Genomic DNA, 19,171 nt, shown 5'->3' with positions numbered 1-19,171 from the left:
TCTCGCAGGCCTCGGGCTTTTTAGATTGCACCACGACCCCGGAGTTCCGCTCCGGGGTTTTCTTTTCGGGCGGCTACCATGGTTTTCGTGCCCGATCTTGATGCGCCAATGGTGATCGTCATCGGCGGCGGTTTCGGTGGAATCGCGGTGGTTCAATCGCTGGCACGGGCGCCCGTGAACGTCGTGCTCATCGACAAGAAGAACCACCACCTCTTCCAGCCGCTGCTCTACCAGGTGGCGACCTCGGTGCTGCCCTCCTCGAACATCGCGTTTCCCATCCGGCGCATCTTCCGCGGCCAGGAGAATGCCTACGTCTTCAATGACGAGGTCCAGAGCGTCGACCGCGCCGGGCGCCGGGTGCTCTTCGCCAACGGCACGGCCGCCCCCTATGACTATCTCGTGCTGGCCGCGGGAGCCAGCTCCAGCTACTTCGGCCGCGACGAGTGGGAAGCCTTCGCGCCGGGCATGAAATCGCTCGAGGATGCCGGCGCGATCCGCAGCCGAATTCTCCGCGCCTTCGAGGACGCGGAGGCGGAGACCGATCCCGACGCCCTGCAGGCGCACCTCACCTTCGTGGTGGTCGGAGGCGGAGCCACCGGCGTGGAGCTTTCCGGCGCCATCAAGGAGCTCGGCGTGGATTCCATCTCGAGGGACTTCCGCCGCTTCGACGCGGCGAGCGCCCGGGTGATTCTGGTGGAGGCGGGTCCGCGGCTGCTCGCCAACATGAGCGAGGCTTCCTCGGAGTCCGCGCTGAAGGCGCTGATCGACATCGGCGTGGAGGTGCGCCTGAAGCAGAAGGTCAACAACGTCTTCGCCGACGGCGTGGAGATCGACGGCGAGCGCATCCAGGCCAACACCGTGGTGTGGTCGGCGGGCGTGAAGGCCAGCGCGCTCGGTGCCACGCTCGGCGCCGAGCTGGATTCCAGCGGCCGCGTAAAGGTGGCGCCGGATTGCTCGGTGAAGGGAAGCCCGGAAGTTTTCGTGATCGGAGACATGGCGGCGATCCGCTGCGCCAAGAGCGGCAAGCCGGTGCCCGGCGTAGCCCAGGGAGCGATGCAGATGGGCAGCTTCGTCGCCGGCATCATCAAGCGCGAGGCGATCGCCCGGAAGAAGGCTGCCGACGCCGTCAAGCGAGGGAAGACTTCGAGCAGCAGCGCCGTAGGTCCGTCACGCGGCGCTTTCCGCTACCGCGATCTGGGAACGATGGCCACCATCGGCCGTGCCAAGGCGGTCGCGGAGCTCGCCGGAATGAAATTCCACGGACTCCCCGCGTGGCTGCTATGGCTCTTCATCCATCTGGTCTCGCTGGTGGGCTTTCACAACCGCATCCTGGTCTTTCTCTCGTGGGCGTTCTCCTACCTCACCTACAGCAAGGGCTCGCGGATCATCAGCGGCAATCCGCCATCGCAGGTCGTCGATCCCGTCGGAGGCGACGCGGGCAATTCCCCCGAGGAGCGGCGCCGCGCCGTGGCCGAGCTTTTGAAGCGCATGTGAGCCGCGGGGCGTCGCGTTCGGAAAGTCCGGCGCGGCTTCCGATCTATACTTTCCCCCGGCATGCACAGTCCGAGCCCCAACGATCCCTGTCCGTGCGGAAGCGGGCGCAAGGCGAAGAACTGCTGCCATCGACCCGGAGCTCCGGCGGGTCGCGGAGGCGCGGTCACCATTGCGGCCGCGGACGGAACGCCGGCTCAGAAACTTTCTCCGGCGGAGGCGATATCGCTGGCCCAGGATCTCCATGAGGGCGGCGACCGCGAAGGGGCCGAGCGGATCTACAGACTCGTCCTCGAAGCGGATCCCGAGAACGGCGAGGCACTTTTTTTTACGGGAGTGTTGCGGCATCAGGAGAAGCGATACGACGAGGCGCTGGAGCTGATGCGACGCGGCTTGGCGAAGGTTCCCGGCGCCGCCAACCTGCACTACAACATCGGCAAGCTCTACGACGACCTCGAGCGCTATCCCGAGGCCATCGCCGCCTATCGCCGCGCGATCGAGATCAATCCCAAGCACGCGCTGGCCCACAACAACCTGGGCCTGGCGCTGAGGGATGTCGGCCAGCTCGACGAGGCGATCGAGTGCCTCGAGCGGGCGGTTCGACTGCGACCTGAGTCGCAGACCCTGATCCAGAACTTGATTTCCACCATGAACTATGTGCCCAGCCTGGATGGTGCCGCCATCTTCAAGGCGCATCGCGAGCTCTGCGCCCTGCTGGAGCGGCCGATCGCGCGATTCGCTCCGCGGCCGAGGAATGTCCCGCCGCGCCCGCTCCGCATCGGCTATGTCTCGGGAGATTTCCGGCGGCACTCCGTCGCGCACTTCATCGAGCCCGTGCTGGCTCGCCACGACCCGTCGCGCGTCGAGGTGTTCTGCTACTACAACGACACCGTGGAGGACGAGGTGACGCAGCGCCTCAAGAGCCTGTCGCCGCACTGGTGCGTCATCGGTGGGATGAACGACCACGACGCCGCGCGGAAGATCCGCGATGACGACATCGACCTGCTGGTCGACCTGGCGGGGCATACCAACCAGAACAGCCTGCTGATGTTCGCACGCAAGCCGGCGCCGGTGCAGGCGACCTGGATCGGCTATCCCAACACGACGGGCTTCACCAACATCGACTACCGCATCACCGACGCTCTGTGCGATCCCCCCGGCGCGGCCGACGCGCTCCACACCGAGCAATTGATGCGCCTGCCTGATTGCTTCTCGTGCTTTCAGCCCCCCGCCGATTCCCCCGAAGTCGGATCGCTGCCGGCGCTCAAGGCCGGCGCCATCATGTTCGGCTCGTTCAATTACTTCATCAAGATGAACCACGATGTCATCGAGACCTGGGCGCGGATTCTCAAGCGCGTTCCAGCGTCGCGGCTGACCTTGAAATACCGCAGCCTGAACTCGGAATCGATCCAGGCGGTGGTGCACGAAGCGTTCGCCAAGCATGGCGTGGCCCGCGAGCGACTGGTGCTGATGGGCACCGACGAGTCGCAGCGGGCGCATCTGGATCGCTACAACTCCATCGACATCGCGCTGGATCCCTTTCCCTACAACGGCACCACCACCACGTGCGACGCCCTGTGGATGGGCGTGCCCGTGATCACTTTGGCCGGAGACCGCCACGCGGGGCGCGTGGGCGTGAGCCAGCTGACGAACACTGGCCTGCCGGAGCTGGTCGCCAAGAACAGGGATGAGTACGTCGAGATCGCTGCGACGCTCGCGGGAGATTTGCCAAGACTCGCGGCGCTGCGCAAGGGTCTGCGCCGGCGGCTGGCGGATTCGCCGCTGATGGACGCGGAACGATTCACCCGCAATCTTGAGCGCGCCTATCAAACGATGTGGGAAGCCCATCTCGCGGAGATCTGGCGATGACTCCGGTCGACCAGGCGTTGCTTCAAGCCAAGCAACTCCACAAGCGGGGCGATCTGGATTCCGCCGAGGCGGCCTACCAGCAGGCGCTCGCCGCGCAACCCGAGCACGCCGACGCGCTTTTTTTCCTGGGGCTGCTTCGCCACGATCGCGGCGACAACACCGGGGCGCTGGAGCTGATGCAGCGGGCCATCGCGCTGCGGCCGGATGTGGCCGCCTATCACTTCAACATCGGAACCTTCTTCGCGGCCACCGGCCGCAACGAGGAGGCCGTCGCCGCCTATCGACGGGCGATCGCGCTCGATCCATCGCAGTCGGGGCCGCACAATAATCTTGGCCTCATGCTGCAGGAACTTGGAAGGCCGGACGAAGCGGCGGAGAGCTACAAACAGGCCCTCAAGCTCATGCCGCCGGAACAGGCCGCGCCGGTTCTTTCCAATCTGGCCAACGCCCTGCAGGAGCTGGGACGCACCCGCGAGTCGATCGAGCGCTACGCGATGGCGATGGCCCTCTCGCCGCAGAATCCGGTGGCCCACAGCAACTACGTCTTCGCCCTCAACTATCTGGCCAAGCCGGACCGCGCGGCCATTTTCGCGGCGCATCGCAAGTATGCCGAGCGATTCGAACGCCCGGTCACGCGGCTTGCCCCGAGGGCGCCGCGCCAGCACGCCGCGGATGGCGCCCCGCTTCCCCTTCGCGTCGGCTACGTCTCCTGCGATTTTCGGCGCAACGCCGTGGCGCACTTCATCGAGCCGGTCCTGGCCCATCACGACCGGCGGCGCGTGGAAGTGTTCTGCTACTCCAACCACACCATCGTGGATGATGTGACCCGCCGCCTCAAGGGAGTGGCGCATCATTGGCGCGACGTTGCCGATCTCTCGGATGACGAGGCGGCGAGGCTGGTTCGCGAAGACGGCATCGATGTGCTGATCGATCTCACCGGTCATGCGGGCAATGACCGTCTGATGCTCTTCGCCCGGAAACCGGCGCCGGTGCAGGCGACCTGGATCGGCTACCCCAACACCACCGGGCTTTCGAGCATCGACTACCGGATCACCGACGCGCTGTGCGATCCGCCCGGCCAGAGCGAGGCCTTCCACACCGAGAAACTTTTTCGCCTGCCCGATTGCTTCTCATGCTTTCAGCCGCCGACGGAGGCGCCCGAGGTCGGTCCCCTGCCGGCGACGGCGGCGAATCGCATCACCTTCGGCTCCTTCAACAATCTCCTGAAGATCTCCCCGGAGGTCGTCGAGGTCTGGTCGAGGATTCTGAATCGCGTTCCCGGTTCGCGGCTGATTCTCAAGAGCAGAAACTTTCATTCCCCATCGATGCAGGCCCTGATCCGCGCCGCCTTTGCCAAGCACGGCGTGTCCGGCGACCGGCTGGATCTGCTGGGCAGCGACGCCGACCACGCCGCGCATCTGGGTTGCTACAACCACGTCGACCTTGGGCTGGATCCCTTCCCCTACAACGGAACCACCACCACGCTCGACGCGCTCTGGATGGGGGTGCCGGTGATCACGCTTGCCGGCGAGAGTCATGTCAGCCGCGTGGGCGTGAGCCAGTTGACGAACATCGGCCTGCCGGAATTGATCGCCAGGGACAAGGACGAATACGTCGAGATTGCCGCAGCCCTTGCGGGAGATTTGCCCAGGCTGGCGGCGATGCGCAAGGGCCTGCGTCAGCGCATGAGGCAGTCGCCCCTGACGGACGCGCCACGTTTCACCCGTCACCTGGAGAACGCCTATCAATCGATGTGGGATGCCTTCGTCGCGGAGCGCAAGCCATGAGCGCGGAGCTTGGGCCATGAGCGCGGTCGGACGCAACGATCCCTGCGCCTGCGGCAGCGGACGCAAAGCCAAGAACTGCTGCCAGGCGGGCAAGGGTCCTGCCGGTACGGCGCCTTCGATCATGCTGCCCGGCGCGGAAGGACTGCAATCGCGGCGCGTGCCGCTGCCCGAGGCGGCGCAGATGGCGGCGAATCGCCAGCAGAGCGGTGACATCGCCGGCGCGGAGGGGATCTACCGGCTCATTCTCGCGGCCGATCCCGGCCACGGCGACGCTCTCTCCTTTCTCGGAATGTTCCAATACCAGCTGGGGAAAAAACAGGAAGCCCTCGACCTAATGCGGCGAGCCACGCAGATGCATCCCAAGGTGCTCAGCTACCACTTCAATCTCGGGATTCTGCATGAGGAACTCAAGGATGAGAAGGAAGCGATCGCATCCTTCCGCCGCGCGATCGCGATCGAGCCCCTGCCCGCCGCCTGGGATCGACTGGGCAAGCTGCTTCGGCAGACGGGCGAACTGGAGGAAGCCGCCGAGTGCTGCCGACAGGCGATTCGCCAGACGCCGCGCGAGCGCAGCGCGAATCTGCATGGCAACCTGGCGATCATCCTGGAGCAGCAGGGCAAGTTGCCGGAAGCGATGGAAAGCCTCGAAACGGCGCTGGCCATCGCTCCGAGTGATCCGGCCCTGCAGGATCACTACCTCTACACCATGCATTTGCTGCCCGATCCGCAACCGAAGGCGATCTTCGAAGCTCACCAGAAGTTCGGCAGGCTCTTCGACCAACCCATGGCGCCGCGCGATCCGCAGCGCGATCGCGCCGGTGGAGCGCAGCGCAAGCTTCGCGTGGGCTATGTGTCGCCGGACTTCCGGCAGCACTCCGTCGCGCAGTGCATCGAACCGGTGCTGGCGGCGCATGATCCGGGCAAGGTCGAGGTGTTCTGCTACTCCAACAACGCGGTCGCGGACGAGACCACGAGTCGCATCCGGAAACTCGTGCCTCATTGGCATCCAGTCCAGAATCGCACCATCGATGAAATCGCCGAGCTGATCCGAGTCGACGGCATCGATGTGCTGGTCGACCTCGCGGGCCACACCACGGGCAACTGCCTGCAAGTCTTTGGTCGCAAGCCGGCGCCGGTGCAGGTCACGTGGATCGGCTATCCCGACACCACGGGCCTGACGACGATCGACTACCGCATCACCGACCATGTCGCCGACCCGCCGGGCGAGGCCGACGCCCTGCACACGGAAAAGCTCTGGCGTCTGCCGGAGTGCTTCTCCTGCTTTGCGGCTCCCGCGCCGAGCCCGGAGGTCGCACCGCTGCCGGCGCTCGCGTCGGGCCGCATCACCTTCGGTTCCTTCAACAATTTCGCCAAGACCACGCCGCAGGTGATCGAAATCTGGGCAGGACTTCTCAAGCGAGTTTCCGGCTCGCGGCTTCTTCTGAAGAATCGGAGTCTGTTGGCACCGGGCGTTCAGGCGCGGATCCACTCGATGTTCTCCCGGCATGGCGTCGGCGCCGATCGGATTGAGCTGCTGCCCGCAGACGCTTCGCCGATGGAGCACCTGAATCGCTACCACACGATCGACATCGCGCTGGATCCCTTCCCCTACAACGGCACCACCACGACCTTCGAGGCGCTGTGGATGGGCGTGCCGGTGGTCGTTCTGTCGGGCTGCAACCATGCGGGCCGCGTCGGTGCGAGCCTGATGAGCCATCTCGGGATGCCGGAATGGATCGCCCGCAATCGCGATGAATACGCGGAGATCGCCGTGGCGATGGCCGGCGATCGGACCAGGCTCGCGGCGCTTCGCGCGGGATTGCGTCAGCGATTGATGGCTTCCCCCTTGATGGATGCGAAGCGCTTCACCCGGAATCTGGAGCAGGCCTATCAATCGATGTGGGAAGCGCATCACGCGGAGAGCGCGCGATGAGCGCCGTGAACCGCAACGATCCCTGCCCCTGTGGCAGCGGGCGCAAGGCCAAGAATTGCTGTCACCGCGCCGAGGTGCCCGCCGCGAAGTCGAGCACGGTGCTGCTGCCGGCGCTGGGAGGAGCGCCGGCGCGGCGCGTGCCGCTCGCCGAAGCGGTCGGGATCGCCTGCGAATTGCAGCGCCGTGGGCAGCTCGCCCCCGCCGCTCAACTCTTCGAACTTGTCCTGGCCGCCAACGGTGAGCACGCTGATGCGCTTTTCTTCTTCGGAATTCTGCGGCACCAAACCGGACAAAGCGCCGAAGGCCTCGCTCTGATGCGCCGGGCGCTCGAGCAGGCTCCGGGCAACCGGCTCTACCACTACAACTTCGCGATCATCAATGCGGAGATCGGCGACCGCGCGCAGGCCATCGCCTCCTATCGGCGCTCGATCGAGATCGAGCCCAACGCTGACGCCTGCAACAACCTCGCCGGCCTGCTGCTCGACGAAGGTTGCCTCGACGAGGCGATCGCCTGCTTTCGCCGCGGCGGCGAACTGAATCCCGACGACGCGGTGCAGCAGAGCAACATGCTCTACGCGCTGAACTACCGGCCGAACCCGGATCTGGGCAAGATGTTCGAGGAACACAAGGCCTTTGGAGAGCGGCATGAGCGGGTCATCGCCCGGATGCCGCCGCGCGAGGCCGAGCACGGGCCCGGCGAACGCCCGCTGCGGATCGGCTACGTCTCCTCGGACTTTCGCCAGCACGCGGTGGTGCACCTGGTCGAGCCGGCGCTCGAGTCGCACGACAAGTCGCGCTTCGAGATCTACTGCTTCTACAACTATCCGAAGCATGACGCGGTGACGCGGCGCATCCAATCCCTGGTGCCGCATTGGCGCGAGATCGCCGGCCGCACCGACGCGGAGGTGGCACGGATGATCCGCGAGGATCGCATCGATATCCTGGTCGACCTCTCAGGGCACACACCGCTGCATCGCCTGCTGGTCTTTGCACGAAAGCCGGTGCCGGTGCAGGTGTCGTGGATCGCCTATCCCAACACCACGGGGCTGACCGCGATCGACTATCGCCTCACCGACGACATCCGTGATCCGGTCGGGGCCAACGACGCCTTCCACACCGAGAAGCTGGTTCGCCTGCCCCGCACCGTCACCTGCTTCAGGCCGCTGGACCATGCGCCGGAGGTCGGACCGCTTCCCGCCCTGACCGCGGGACACGTGATGTTCGGATCGTTCAACAACTTCATCAAGATGCACGGCGGGCTCCTGGAGACCTGGGCGGGCATTCTTCGCCGCGTGCCGGGATCCCGGCTGACCCTGAAGTACCGCAGCTTTGAGTCGCCGTCGATCCGCGCCAAGGTGTCCGAGGCCTTCGCCCGCGGCGGAGTGGCGCCGGATCGGCTCGTCTTCCTGGGCAGCGACGACTACCACTCGCATCTGAAGCAATACAACTCCATCGACATCGCGCTGGACACCTTCCCCCACAACGGCGACCTCACCACCTGCGACGCGCTGTGGATGGGCGTGCCGGTGATCACCTTCACCGGCATCTCTCACGTGGCACGCATGGGCGCGGGCCGGCTGACGGCGGTCGGACTTGCCGAATTGGTCGGCCGCAACCGCGAGGAATACGCGGACATCGCCGTGGCACTGGCCGGTGATCTTCCGCGGCTCGCGGCCCTACGCGGCGGGCTTCGGCAGCGCATGCGCGCATCGCCGCTGATGGACGCGAAGGAATTCACGCGCCACCTTGAGCGCGCCTACCGGGCGATGTGGGAAACCCATCTCGCGGGCGGCACGTCATGAGCGCGGGCGGACGCAACGATCCCTGCCCCTGCGGCAGCGGACGCAAGGCCAAGCAATGCTGCCTTCGCGCCGCGGGTCCGGCGGTCCAGACCCCTGCGATCGTGCTGCCGGGCGCCGATGGAATGGAGCCCCGATCGGTGCCGCTGGCCGAGGCGGTGCGGCTCGCCCAGGATCGTCAGCAGCATGGCGACCTGGCGGGAGCGGAAAAAATATACGAGCGGGTGCTTGCCGTCGACCCGGACCACGGTGACGCCCTCTCCTTGCTCGGCGTGATCAACCACCAGATGGGCAAACCCAAGGAAGCCTTTGTCTGGATGAAGCAGGCCGCGGACAAGCATCCCAAGCGCTTCAACTACCACTTCAATCTCGGGGCCTTCTGCGACCAGGTCATGGCCGACGACGAAGCTGTTGCCGCCTTTCGCCGCGCGCTGGCGATCGATCCCCAGCCGAAGGTGTGGGAGTACCTCGGCAAGTTGCTGCGGCAGACGGGCGAGCTGGACGAATCCATCGAGTGCTGCCGGCAGGCCATCAAGGCGCAGCCCCGCAACGCGGTCGCCTGGAACAATCTCGGCGCCACTTTTCAGCGGCAGGGAAAGCTGAAGGAGGCGCTGGAATGTTTCGAGACATCGCTTGCCATCAAGCCGGACTTTCCGCTGGCGTGGAACAACTACCTGTACACGCTCAATTTCACCGCCGACTCGGACCCTCGTGCCATCTTTGAGGCGCACCGCAAATTTGGCACGCTCTTCGACCGCCCCATGAGTCCGCGCGACGCGTCGGAGAAGCACTCCGCGGGCGCGCCGCGACGCCTTCGCGTCGGGTATGTCTCGCCGGATTTCCGCCGTCACTCGGTCGCGCACTTCATCGAGCCGATCTTGAAGGCCCATGACCCGGAAAAGATCGAGGTCTTCTGCTACTCCAACACTCCGATCGTGGACGAGACCACTCTGCGCATCAAGGCCCTCGCGCCGAATTGGAGGCTGATCCACAATCGGCCGGACGAGGAGGTCGCCGAGCTCATCCGCCGCGACGACATCGACATCCTGGTCGATCTGGCGGGCCACACAACGGGAAATCGCCTGCCGCTCTTCGGCCTCAAGCCGGCGCCGGTGCAGGTCTCGTGGATCGGCTACCCCAACACCACGGGCCTCACCACGATGGACTTCCGGATCACCGACCGCTTCGCCGATCCCCCCGGCGAGACCGACGCGCTGCACAGCGAAACCCTCTGGCGCATGCCGGATTGCTTCTCCTGCTTCCAGGCACCGCCTGCCAGCCCCGAGGTTGGCCCGCTGCCCGCGCTGAAGCATGGCGGCGTCACCTTCGGCTCATTCAACAACTTCGCCAAGACCACGCCGCAGGTCATCGACGTTTGGGCGCGGATCCTCAAGGGCGCGCCCGCAGCCCGGCTGCTCCTGAAAAATCGGAGCATGACCGCGCCGAAGGTCCGCGACTCCATCCTCGCGATGTTCGCCGGTCATGGCGTCGCTGCCGAGCGCGTTGAAATGCTGGGCACCGACGCATCGCCCTTCGATCACCTTGATCGCTACAACGCCATTGACGTGGCCCTCGATCCCTTCCCCTACAACGGCACCACCACCACCTTCGAGGCGCTGTGGATGGGAGTGCCCGTGGTCGCGCTGGCGGGTGCCAGCCACGTCGGTCGCGTTGGTGTGAGCCAGATGAGCAACCTGGGGCTGACCGAATTGATCGCCCGGGACATCGATGACTATGTGAAGATTGCCGTCGGACTGGCAGCTGATCTGCCGCGCCTGACGGAACTGCGCGCCGGCCTGCGCCGGCGCTTGATCGCATCTCCGTTGATGGATGCGGCGCGATTCACGCGCCACCTGGAACGGGCCTACCAGGCCATGTGGGAAAGCCATTTTGCCAAAGCCGGGCGATGACGGGCTCCCGCCCCGCCCTCAACCCTTGGTGCATTCCACATTCAGGCTGATGGGAACCGTGCCGAACTTCCGCGTGGAGGTGTCGTCGAAGAGTCCGAAGCTCTCCACCTGCTGGATGTTGCGGAACCCATGCGCGTGCAACCGCTCGCCGAGAATCTGAAATGAAAATCCGGCCTTGTGAAAGTCGTATTCGTCCAACTGGCCGCCCATGATCATCATGTGCACGTAGAAGCGCGCGTCGAGGTCCAGGCCGGGCTCGAGGAAGAGCGACATCAGGACTTCGAGATTGGGAACGGCCACCCGAAGCGTGCCGCCCGTCCGCAGCACCCGCGCCGCCTCGTTGAGCGCCGTGCTCAGCTCGCGGCGAAACCCAAGGTGCTCGTAGATGTGCGAGGCGTAGACCTCCTCGACCGAGCCATCGGCGAACATGGAGAGATCCGTGCAATTGCCGACGACGTCGACGCCGGGCCGCGGCTGCGCGTTGAGCAGGGTCCATCCCTCCTTCACATCGTGCCCGCCAAGATGCAATCGGATCGGCTTGCGGAACGAGGCGTGGTCGGGTCGTGCGGCTTCCATGGGCGGATCCAGTTTAGATGGATTTGCCGGGGCGAAGGGTTGGCGATGCGGGAGTGGGATATAGTGGAGGCGCGGCGTCCTGATTGACCACGACGGCCCTCAGGCGAGGGCTGTTTCCCACGAGACTTTTCACGACATGAGCACCGTCGGTCGCAATGATCCCTGTTCCTGCGGAAGCGGACGGAAAGCCAAGAACTGCTGCCAGGGTCCCGGGGGATCCGCCGGCAAGGCGCGGACGATCGCACTGCCGCTGGCCGACGGTCTGCAGTCGCAGCCGATTCCATTTTCGGAGGCCGTGCGGATCGCACAGGATCGGCAGCAGCACGGCGACACGGCGGGCGCTGAAAAGATTTACAAACTCATTCTGGCGGTTGACCCGGACCACGGCGACGCGCTTTTCTTTCTCGGAGTGCTCAACCACCAGATGGGAAGGGCCCAGCAGGCCTTTGAGCTGATGAAGCGGGCCACGCTCAAGCATCCCAAGGTTTTCCTCTACCAATTCAACTTTGGCTACTTCTGCTTCGAAAGTGGAAACATGAGCGAGGCCATCGCCTCCTACCGCCGCGCTGTGGCGATCGATCCGCGGCCCGTGGCCCTGGACCATCTGGGGACCATGCTGATGCAGATCGGCGAGCTGGACGAAGCCGCCGAATGCTGCCGTCAGGCCATCCAGCGGCAGCCGCGCGAGCAGAGCGCCAACCTCTACAACAATCTGGCCATCGTCCTGCAGCAGCAAGGAAAGCTGAAAGAGGCGATCGAGAGTATCGAGGCCGGTCTGGCGATCACGCCGGACGACTCGGTCATGCGGAACAACTACCTGTACACGCTCAATTTCCTGGCCGACCCGGACCTTGCCAAAGTCTTCGAAGCTCACCGGCAGTTCGGCAGGCTCTACGACCGCCCCCTGCCTCCGCGCGATGTCCAGGAAGACCGGGCCGCGGGCACGAAGCGCCGGCTGCGCGTCGGCTATGTCTCGCCGGATTTTCGCCAGCACTCGGTCTCCTATTTCATCGAGCCGATTCTGGCGGCGCACGACAAGGAGAAGTTCGAGGTCTTCTGCTACTCCAACAACGCGCAGGTCGACGACTACACCACGCGCATCAAGGGACTTGTCCCAAGCTGGCGGCTGATCCACAACCGGTCGGAGGAGGAGGTCGCCGAGCTCATCCGCCGCGACGGCATCGACCTGCTGGTCGATCTGGCCGGACACACCCAGAATTCACGGCTGCTGCTCTTCGGCCTCAAGCCGGCGCCGGTGCAGGTGACCTGGCTGGGCTACCCCAACACCACCGGCCTGACCACGATGGACTGGCGGATCACCGACCGCTTCGCCGATCCGCCGGGCGAGTCCGACAAACTCCACACCGAGAAACTCTGGCGCATGCCGGAATGCTTCTCCTGCTTCCAGCCGCAGGCGGCGAGCCCCGACGTGGGTCCGTTGCCCGCGCTGAAGAACGGACATGTGACCTTCGGCTCCTTCAACAATTTCGCCAAGACCACGCCGCAGGTGATCGCGGTGTGGGCGAGGATCCTCAAGCGCGTCCCCGGCTCCCGACTGGTCCTCAAGAACAAGAGCATGTCGGCGCCGGGAGTCCAGAACTTCATCCTTTCGATCTTCGCCAAGCATGGCGTCGCGGCCGGCTCGATCGAAATGCGCGGCCAGGACGGGCCGCATGCGTCGCATCTGGAGCAATACAACACGATCGACATCGGGCTCGATCCCTTTCCCTACAACGGCACCACCACGACCTTTGAGGCGCTGTGGATGGGCGTGCCCATGGTGGTGCTCGCCGGCGTCAGTCACGTCGGCCGTGTGGGCGTGAGCCAGATGAGCAACCTCGGTCTGCCGGAGCTGATCGGCAAGGACCCGAACGACTATGTCGAGATCGCCGCACGTCTGGCTGCGGATGTGCCGCGACTGACCGCATTGCGCGCCGGCCTGCGCCAGCGCATGATCGCATCCCCGCTCATGGACGTCCCCCGCTTCACCCGGAATCTCGAGACGGCCTACCAGGAAATGTGGAAGATGCACACCGGTTCCAAAGCCTCATGAACTCCACTCCCCCACCCGATTCAAACCTTGCCGCGGCGGTCGCCGAGGCGCATCGCCTGCACGCGCAGGGCAACTACGACGTGGCGGAGAGTCAGTACCGAAAAATTCTCGAGACCGACCCCAACCACGGCGAAGCGATGTTTTATCTGGGGATGCTGCTCTGCCAGACCAACAAGATCACGGAAGCCTTCGTTTTCCTGAAGCAGGCGGTGGCAAAGTACCCCGACGTCTACCAATACCACTACAACCTCGGACTCATTTATGAGTCGATCGACAACTATCCCGAAGCGATCGCCTGCTACCGCAGAACGGTGGAACTGGAGCCCAGCGGCCACACCCACTGCTCGCTGGCCAAGCAACTGGCCGACGCCGGGCAGCTGGACGAGGCGATTGAATTCGCCCGCGAGGCGATCAAGCGCCTGCCGCCCAATGCCCAGGCCATTCCCCGCAACAACCTCGGCATCGCGCTGTCGCTCAAAGGCGAACTGGACGAGGCCCTGGAGAACTACCGCACGGCGATCTCGATGGACATCGAGAACGCCTACGTGCACAGCAACTACCTGCTGACGCTGAACTACCTCGGCCATCCCGACCTGCCGATGATCTTCCAGGAGCACAAAAAGTTCGGCGACAAGTTCGCCAGCTTCGTGCCCAGGCTCTACGTGAATCCGCTGGCGGCCGGCGCCCGTGCCGAAGCCGGTTCCAAACTTCGCGTCGGCTACGTCTCGCCCGACTTCTACGGCCACGCCGTCGGCCAATTCATCGAGCCGATCCTGGCCGCGCACGACCGGGAGAAGTTCGAGATCTTCTGCTACTCCAACAATCCGCGCGTCGACGAGGCCACCAAGCGCATGCAGGCCTCGGTGCCCAATTGGCGCATGATCGACACGCTCCCCGACGAAGACGCGGCGAAGATGATCCAGCACGATCGCATCGACATCCTGGTCGACCTCGCGGGCCATACCGCGCTGAACCGGCTGATGATTTTCCTGCGCAAGCCGGCGCCGGTGCAGGCGACATGGATCGGCTACCCCAACACCACCGGCTTGCCGACCATGGACTACCGCCTCACGGACGCCTTCGCCGATCCGCCCGGCGAGGCCGACGCGCTGCACACTGAGAAGCTGCTGCGCCTTCCCGAGTGCTTCTCCTGCTTCAAGGCGCCGGCGCAGAGCCCCGATGTCGGTGCGCTGCCCGCACTCAAGAATGGCCGCGTCACCTTCGGCTCCTTCAACAACTTCGCCAAGATCACCCCCGAAGTCATGAAGGTCTGGATCGCGATCCTCAAGCGCGTTCCCGGCTCGCGGCTGGTGCTGAAGAACCGCAGCCTGGACAATCCGAGCCTGAAGAAGTTCACCATGGAGGCGCTGTGCAAGTGCGGCGCCACTCCCGAACAAATCGAGCTGCTGAGCCCGAACATCTCGCCGATGGAGCACTTCGACTGCTACAACCGGATCGACATCGGGCTCGATCCCTTTCCCTACAACGGCACCACCACGACCTGCGATTCCCTGTGGATGGGCGTGCCGGTGGTCACGCTTGCCGGGCGCAACCACGTGAGCCGCGTCGGCGTGAGCCAGATGAGCAACCTCGGTCTGCCGGAGATGATCGCCAAGGACCTCGATGAATACGTCGACATCGCGGCGCGCCTTGCAGGGGACCTGCCGAAGCTCGCGGCCCTGCGCGCCTCGCTGCGCGAGCGGCTGCGGACCTCTCCGCTCATGGACATCCCGCGCTTCACGCGGAATCTGGAGCAGGCCTACCAGACGATGTGGAAGAACCATCTGGGCGCGGTGGCGACGTGAGCGCGGTCAACCGGAACGATCCCTGCCCCTGCGGCAGCGGCCGCAAAGCCAAGAACTGCTGCCTGCGGCCCGAGGTGCCCAAGGGCCGGCGGCCGGTCGTGGATTTTCCGGCCATGGACGGCCGACCGGCCCAACAATTCACGCTCGCCGATGCCACGGCCATCGCCCAGAGATTTCACATGGCCGGCGATCTCCGCACCGCGGGCGAGCTCTTCCGCCTGATCCTGGAGTCCGACCCGGAGTTCGACCAGGCGCGCTTCTACTACGGCGTGCTGCTGCACCAGACCGGCCGCAGCGACGAAGGCCTGGAGCTGATGAAGCTCACCGCCGCGCGCCACCCGGAGGTCTTCCACTACCACGACAATCTGGCCAAGGTCCACGACGAGCGGCGGCAGATGCCGGAGGCACTGGCCGCGTTCCGCCAGGCCCACAAGCTCCGTCCCTCGGGCGAATCCTTCTACAACATCGGCGTGGCCCTGATGAATCTCAACCAATTGGAGGAGGCCGCGGAGAGCTTCCGAAAGTCCATCGCCCTTCAGCCGCGCCACAAGTCCACCACTGCGCTGACCAACCTGGGATCCGTCCTGCACCGGCAGGGCAAGCTTCACGATGCGATCGAGTGCTTCAAGATGGCGCTGGAGGTGAGCCCGGAGGAGTCGCTCATCCACAGCAACTATCTCTATGTCCTCAACTTTTTGGCCCGGCCCAACCTGGCGGAGATCTTCGAGGAGCATCGCAAGATCGGCGCGGGCTACGAGAAGCGGGCGCCGCGCTCATCGCCGATCGCCTCCTCCGCGATGCCCCCCGACGCTTCGCTCACACCACCGGTGCGTTCGGGCAGCGACGCGGGCCGCGAACTCGGCATGGCACGGAAAATCCGCGTCGGCTACCTCTCGCCCGATTTCCGGCAACACTCGGTGGCGCACTTCATCGAGCCGGTGCTTGCGGCGCATGACCGGAGCAAGTTCGAGCTCTTCGCCTACTACCACCACACGCTGGTGGACGATGTCACGCGCCGCCTGCAGGCGCTGGTGCCGAATTGGCGACCCATCCATGACAAGAGCGACGAGGAAGTCGCCCGGATGGTGCGCGACGATCGGATCGACATCCTGGTGGACCTTGCCGGTCATTCCGGTCTGAACCGGCTGCCGGTGTTCGCGCGCAAGCCGGCGCCGGTGCAGGTGACCTGGCTGGGCTATCCCAACACCACCGGCTTGAATGCCATGGACTACCGCATCACCGATGCCTTCGCCGATCCGCCGGGCATGACGGAGGCGTTCCACACTGAGAAGCTGGTGCGCCTGCCCGATTGCTTCTCCTGCTTCAAGGCTCCGGCGCAGAGTCCCGACGTGGGTCCGCTGCCCGCGCTGCGCAACGGTCACATCACCTTCGGCTCCTTCAACATGCTCTCCAAGATGACGCCGGAGGTGCTGGCGACCTGGTCGCGACTGCTGAAGCGCGTGCCGACCGCGACGCTGCTGCTGAAGTACCAAGGGCTGGACTCAGACGCCATGCGCACCCTGATCCGCTCCATCTTCAAGGAGCATGGGGTGGATCCAAAGCGGGTCGCGATCCTCGGTCTCGACGCCTCGCACGCGGCGCACATGGAGCGCTACAACTCCGTCGACATCGGGCTGGATCCCTTTCCCTACAACGGCACCACCACCACCTGCGATGCGCTCTGGATGGGCGTGCCCGTTGTCACCCTCGCCGGCGTCAGCCATGTGGGGCGCGTGGGGGTGAGTCAGCTCAGCAATCTCGGGCTCTCCGAACTGATCGCCAAGGATGAGGAGGATTACATAAGGATTGCCGCGGACCTGGCGGGCAATCTCAAAAAGCTCGAGTCGCTGCGAGCGGGACTTCGCGCCCGGATGCAGGCCTCACCATTGATGGATGTGACGCGCTTCACGCGCCATCTCGAAGTGGCCTACCAGACGATGGTGCGGGAGCATCAGGAAGCCTTGCCGCGATAGGCCTTCCACATTTCAAGGTAGGCCGCCTCAAGATTTTTCGTGAACCGTGGAATGTCCGAGAGGGGCGAGGCGAGCATGCGCGGACGCAGGCCGGCGCGGAGCTCCGTCAGTCGCGGCACGTCGCCCGCAAGCCGCACCGCGATCTCCACATAGTCGTCCTTGCTCTTGGCGATCAGTTCCGGCAGGCCGATGTTGCTCAATTGACTTACGCCAACGCGTCCCACATGGCTGACGCCCGCAAGGGTGACCACGGGCACGCCCATCCAGAGCGCATCGCAGGTGGTGGTGGTGCCGTTGTAAGGAAAGGGATCCAGCCCGATGTCGACGGAGTTGTAGCGCTCCATGTGCGTGAAGTGCGAGGGATCGTCGCCCATGATCCGCAGCTGCGCAGCATCGACGCCGTGGCGCCTGAAGTTGCCCAGGATCGACTGCGTCATGGTGGGCGTGTCCAGATCGCGGTACTTCAAAAAAAGTTTGGCGGTGGGCAGCCGCTTGAGGATCCGCGCCCACACCGCGATGACTTCGGGCGTGATCTTGGCGAAGATGTTGAAGGAACCAAAGGTGATCTGTCCGCTCTTGAGCCTGGGCAGCGGTCCAACCTCCGGACACTTCTCCGGCCCCCGGTAGCAGGAGAAACTCCCGGGCAGGCGCACCAGCTTCTCGGTGTGGAACGCCTCGGTCATGCCCGGCGGATCCGCGAAGGCATCGGTGATGCGGTAGTCCATCGCGGTCAGGCCGGTGGTGTTGGGATAGCCCAGCCAGGTCACCTGCACCGGCGCCGGCTTGCGGGCGAACACGGGAAGGCGATTCAGTCCGGCATGGCCGGCGAGATCCACCAGGATGTCGATGTGATCGTCGCGCACCATCTTGGCGATCTCGTCGTCGGATTTTCCAACCAGGCTTCGCCAGTTGGGCACCAGCGTCTGGAGGCGGCGGGTCACGTCGTCGACGGCGGTGTGGTGGTAGTAGGCGAAGAGCTCAAACGTGCTCCGGTCATGCGCCGCAAGCACGGGCTCGATGAAGTGCGCCACGGCGTGCTCGCGGAAATCGCTTGAGACATAGCCGACGCGAATTTTCGCTTCTCCGCCGGTCGAGGCGCCGCCTCGCGGAGCGCCGGGCCCGATCACCGCGGGCTTCAATCTTCCGCTTTCATGAAGCTCGCCGAATGCCCGGTGCGCCGCGAAGATCGCCGCCATGTCCGGGCTGGGCATGTAGTTCAGGACCATGAGAAAGTTGCTGTGGATCATGGCCTTGTCGGGGGCGAGCAGCATCGCCAACTCGTAGAGGTCCAAAGCCTCCTGGATCTGCCCCTGCGTGTGCCGCTTGTTGGCCTCGTTGTTCAGCTCCATCGCGTTGGACTTCTTGGTGGCGATCATGTTCAGGCTCAGGGGAACCGGCCCGTACTTGAGATTGGAATGGTCGGGAAAGAGGCCGAATGATTCCACCGCGGCGATGTCCTTGAAGCCCCCATTGGAAAGCCAGTCGCTCAGAAACATGTGGGAAAATGCGGTCCGATGCGCGTCGGACTCGTTGGCCTGCTCGCCGTAGACCAGCGTGAGCAGATGGAATTTGTCCTCGTAGGGAACCTTCGGCTCCAAGAAGAGCTTGGCAATGGTTTCGAGATTCGGCACGGAGACCCGCAGCACGCCGCCGGGAATCAGCACGCGAAAGGCCTCCTTCAAGGCCGCCGCCAGCTCGCGCCGGAATCCAAACCGCTGATAGACGTAGGGCGCGTAGATCTCGACCACCGTGCCGGTGGCGAACATGGAGAGGTCGCGGCCATTGCCCACCACATCCACGCCCGGTCCCGGCTGCGCATTCATCAGCGTCCACCCCTCGCGCGCCTCGCGCCCGCCGATGTGCAATCGGATGAGTGGATTCGTCGCTGCGCTGCCCGGCGTGCCCGTGGTCATGGAGAGGGATCTTAGGTCAGATTTCAATGCGCCTGGCAGGAACCCGCCGTTCATTGCGATAG

11 protein-coding genes are annotated in these 19,171 nt (G+C 64.9%); 9 read left to right on the top strand and 2 right to left on the bottom strand.

The window, feature by feature from the left end; all coding sequences use genetic code 11:
* Window positions 1–78: 78 nt before the first annotated feature.
* From K8R92_08960 to K8R92_08935, 6 genes are read left to right on the top strand one after another with little or no spacing between them, the layout of a single operon-like run.
* A complete protein-coding gene (locus K8R92_08960; protein MCE9620028.1) occupies window positions 79–1,494 on the top strand; it encodes an NAD(P)/FAD-dependent oxidoreductase in 1,416 nt (471 codons plus the stop codon).
* A 60-nt stretch (window positions 1,495–1,554) separates the two neighbouring features.
* Window positions 1,555–3,360, top strand: a complete 1,806-nt coding sequence (locus K8R92_08955; protein MCE9620027.1) for a tetratricopeptide repeat protein — start codon at window positions 1,555–1,557, stop codon at window positions 3,358–3,360.
* Complete coding sequence (locus K8R92_08950; GenBank protein ID MCE9620026.1) at window positions 3,357–5,147, top strand: tetratricopeptide repeat protein; 1,791 nt, start codon at window positions 3,357–3,359, stop codon at window positions 5,145–5,147. The genes K8R92_08955 and K8R92_08950 overlap by 4 nt, the downstream gene beginning before the upstream one ends.
* Before the next feature lie 16 nt (window positions 5,148–5,163).
* The gene (locus tag K8R92_08945; GenBank protein MCE9620025.1) at window positions 5,164–7,080 is read left to right on the top strand and encodes a tetratricopeptide repeat protein; all 1,917 of its coding nucleotides are present in this window, start codon (window positions 5,164–5,166) and stop codon (window positions 7,078–7,080) included.
* Window positions 7,077–8,882, top strand: coding sequence for a tetratricopeptide repeat protein (locus tag K8R92_08940; protein MCE9620024.1), 1,806 nt, complete (start codon window positions 7,077–7,079; stop codon window positions 8,880–8,882). The genes K8R92_08945 and K8R92_08940 overlap by 4 nt, the downstream gene beginning before the upstream one ends.
* Entirely contained in the window at window positions 8,879–10,789 is a 1,911-nt protein-coding gene (locus K8R92_08935; GenBank protein MCE9620023.1) for a tetratricopeptide repeat protein, read from the top strand. The genes K8R92_08940 and K8R92_08935 overlap by 4 nt, the downstream gene beginning before the upstream one ends.
* A gap of 18 nt (window positions 10,790–10,807) precedes the next feature.
* Here the strand turns inward: K8R92_08935 and K8R92_08930 are convergent, their stop codons facing one another.
* On the bottom strand, window positions 10,808–11,365 hold the full coding sequence (locus K8R92_08930; GenBank protein ID MCE9620022.1) for a methyltransferase domain-containing protein: 558 nt from the start codon (window positions 11,363–11,365) through the stop codon (window positions 10,808–10,810).
* A gap of 136 nt (window positions 11,366–11,501) precedes the next feature.
* Between K8R92_08930 and K8R92_08925 the strand changes: the two genes are divergently transcribed.
* The 3 genes from K8R92_08925 to K8R92_08915 are packed head-to-tail and all read left to right on the top strand — an operon-like array spanning window position 11,502 to window position 17,196.
* Complete coding sequence (locus K8R92_08925; protein ID MCE9620021.1) at window positions 11,502–13,418, top strand: tetratricopeptide repeat protein; 1,917 nt, start codon at window positions 11,502–11,504, stop codon at window positions 13,416–13,418.
* Window positions 13,415–15,223 (top strand): tetratricopeptide repeat protein, encoded by a 1,809-nt coding sequence (locus tag K8R92_08920; GenBank protein ID MCE9620020.1) that lies wholly within the window; start codon window positions 13,415–13,417, stop codon window positions 15,221–15,223. The genes K8R92_08925 and K8R92_08920 overlap by 4 nt, the downstream gene beginning before the upstream one ends.
* A complete protein-coding gene (locus tag K8R92_08915) occupies window positions 15,220–17,196 on the top strand; it encodes a tetratricopeptide repeat protein (protein MCE9620019.1) in 1,977 nt (658 codons plus the stop codon). Before K8R92_08920 ends, K8R92_08915 begins: the two co-directional genes overlap by 4 nt.
* Here the strand turns inward: K8R92_08915 and K8R92_08910 are convergent.
* Window positions 17,175–19,109 carry a hypothetical protein gene (locus K8R92_08910; protein MCE9620018.1) on the bottom strand — a complete coding sequence of 645 codons (1,935 nt, stop codon included), beginning with the start codon at window positions 19,107–19,109 and terminating at the stop codon, window positions 17,175–17,177. The two genes, K8R92_08915 and K8R92_08910, sit on opposite strands and share 22 nt — an antisense overlap.
* Window positions 19,110–19,171 lie beyond the last annotated feature (62 nt).

This window comes from Planctomycetota bacterium, from assembly GCA_021414025.1.
Classification (GTDB): Bacteria; Planctomycetota; Phycisphaerae; order Phycisphaerales; family SM1A02; genus SYAC01.
The sequence above is the reverse complement of the archived record's forward strand: the minus strand, read 5'-3'. Positions and strand labels throughout refer to the sequence as shown.

Bases quoted from the DNA above. Each gene is read 5' to 3' on its own strand.
- K8R92_08920 (MCE9620020.1), top strand. From the start codon at position 13,415: ATGAACTCCACTCCCCCACCCGATTCAAACCTTGCCGCGGCGGTCGCC.
- K8R92_08960 (MCE9620028.1), top strand. From the start codon at position 79: ATGGTTTTCGTGCCCGATCTTGATGCGCCAATGGTGATCGTCATCGGC.
- K8R92_08925 (MCE9620021.1), top strand. From the start codon at position 11,502: ATGAGCACCGTCGGTCGCAATGATCCCTGTTCCTGCGGAAGCGGACGG.
- K8R92_08955 (MCE9620027.1), top strand. From the start codon at position 1,555: ATGCACAGTCCGAGCCCCAACGATCCCTGTCCGTGCGGAAGCGGGCGC.
- K8R92_08935 (MCE9620023.1), top strand. From the start codon at position 8,879: ATGAGCGCGGGCGGACGCAACGATCCCTGCCCCTGCGGCAGCGGACGC.
- K8R92_08950 (MCE9620026.1), top strand. From the start codon at position 3,357: ATGACTCCGGTCGACCAGGCGTTGCTTCAAGCCAAGCAACTCCACAAG.
- K8R92_08945 (MCE9620025.1), top strand. From the start codon at position 5,164: ATGAGCGCGGTCGGACGCAACGATCCCTGCGCCTGCGGCAGCGGACGC.
- K8R92_08940 (MCE9620024.1), top strand. From the start codon at position 7,077: ATGAGCGCCGTGAACCGCAACGATCCCTGCCCCTGTGGCAGCGGGCGC.
- K8R92_08930 (MCE9620022.1), bottom strand. From the start codon at position 11,365: ATGGAAGCCGCACGACCCGACCACGCCTCGTTCCGCAAGCCGATCCGA.
- K8R92_08910 (MCE9620018.1), bottom strand. From the start codon at position 19,109: ATGACCACGGGCACGCCGGGCAGCGCAGCGACGAATCCACTCATCCGA.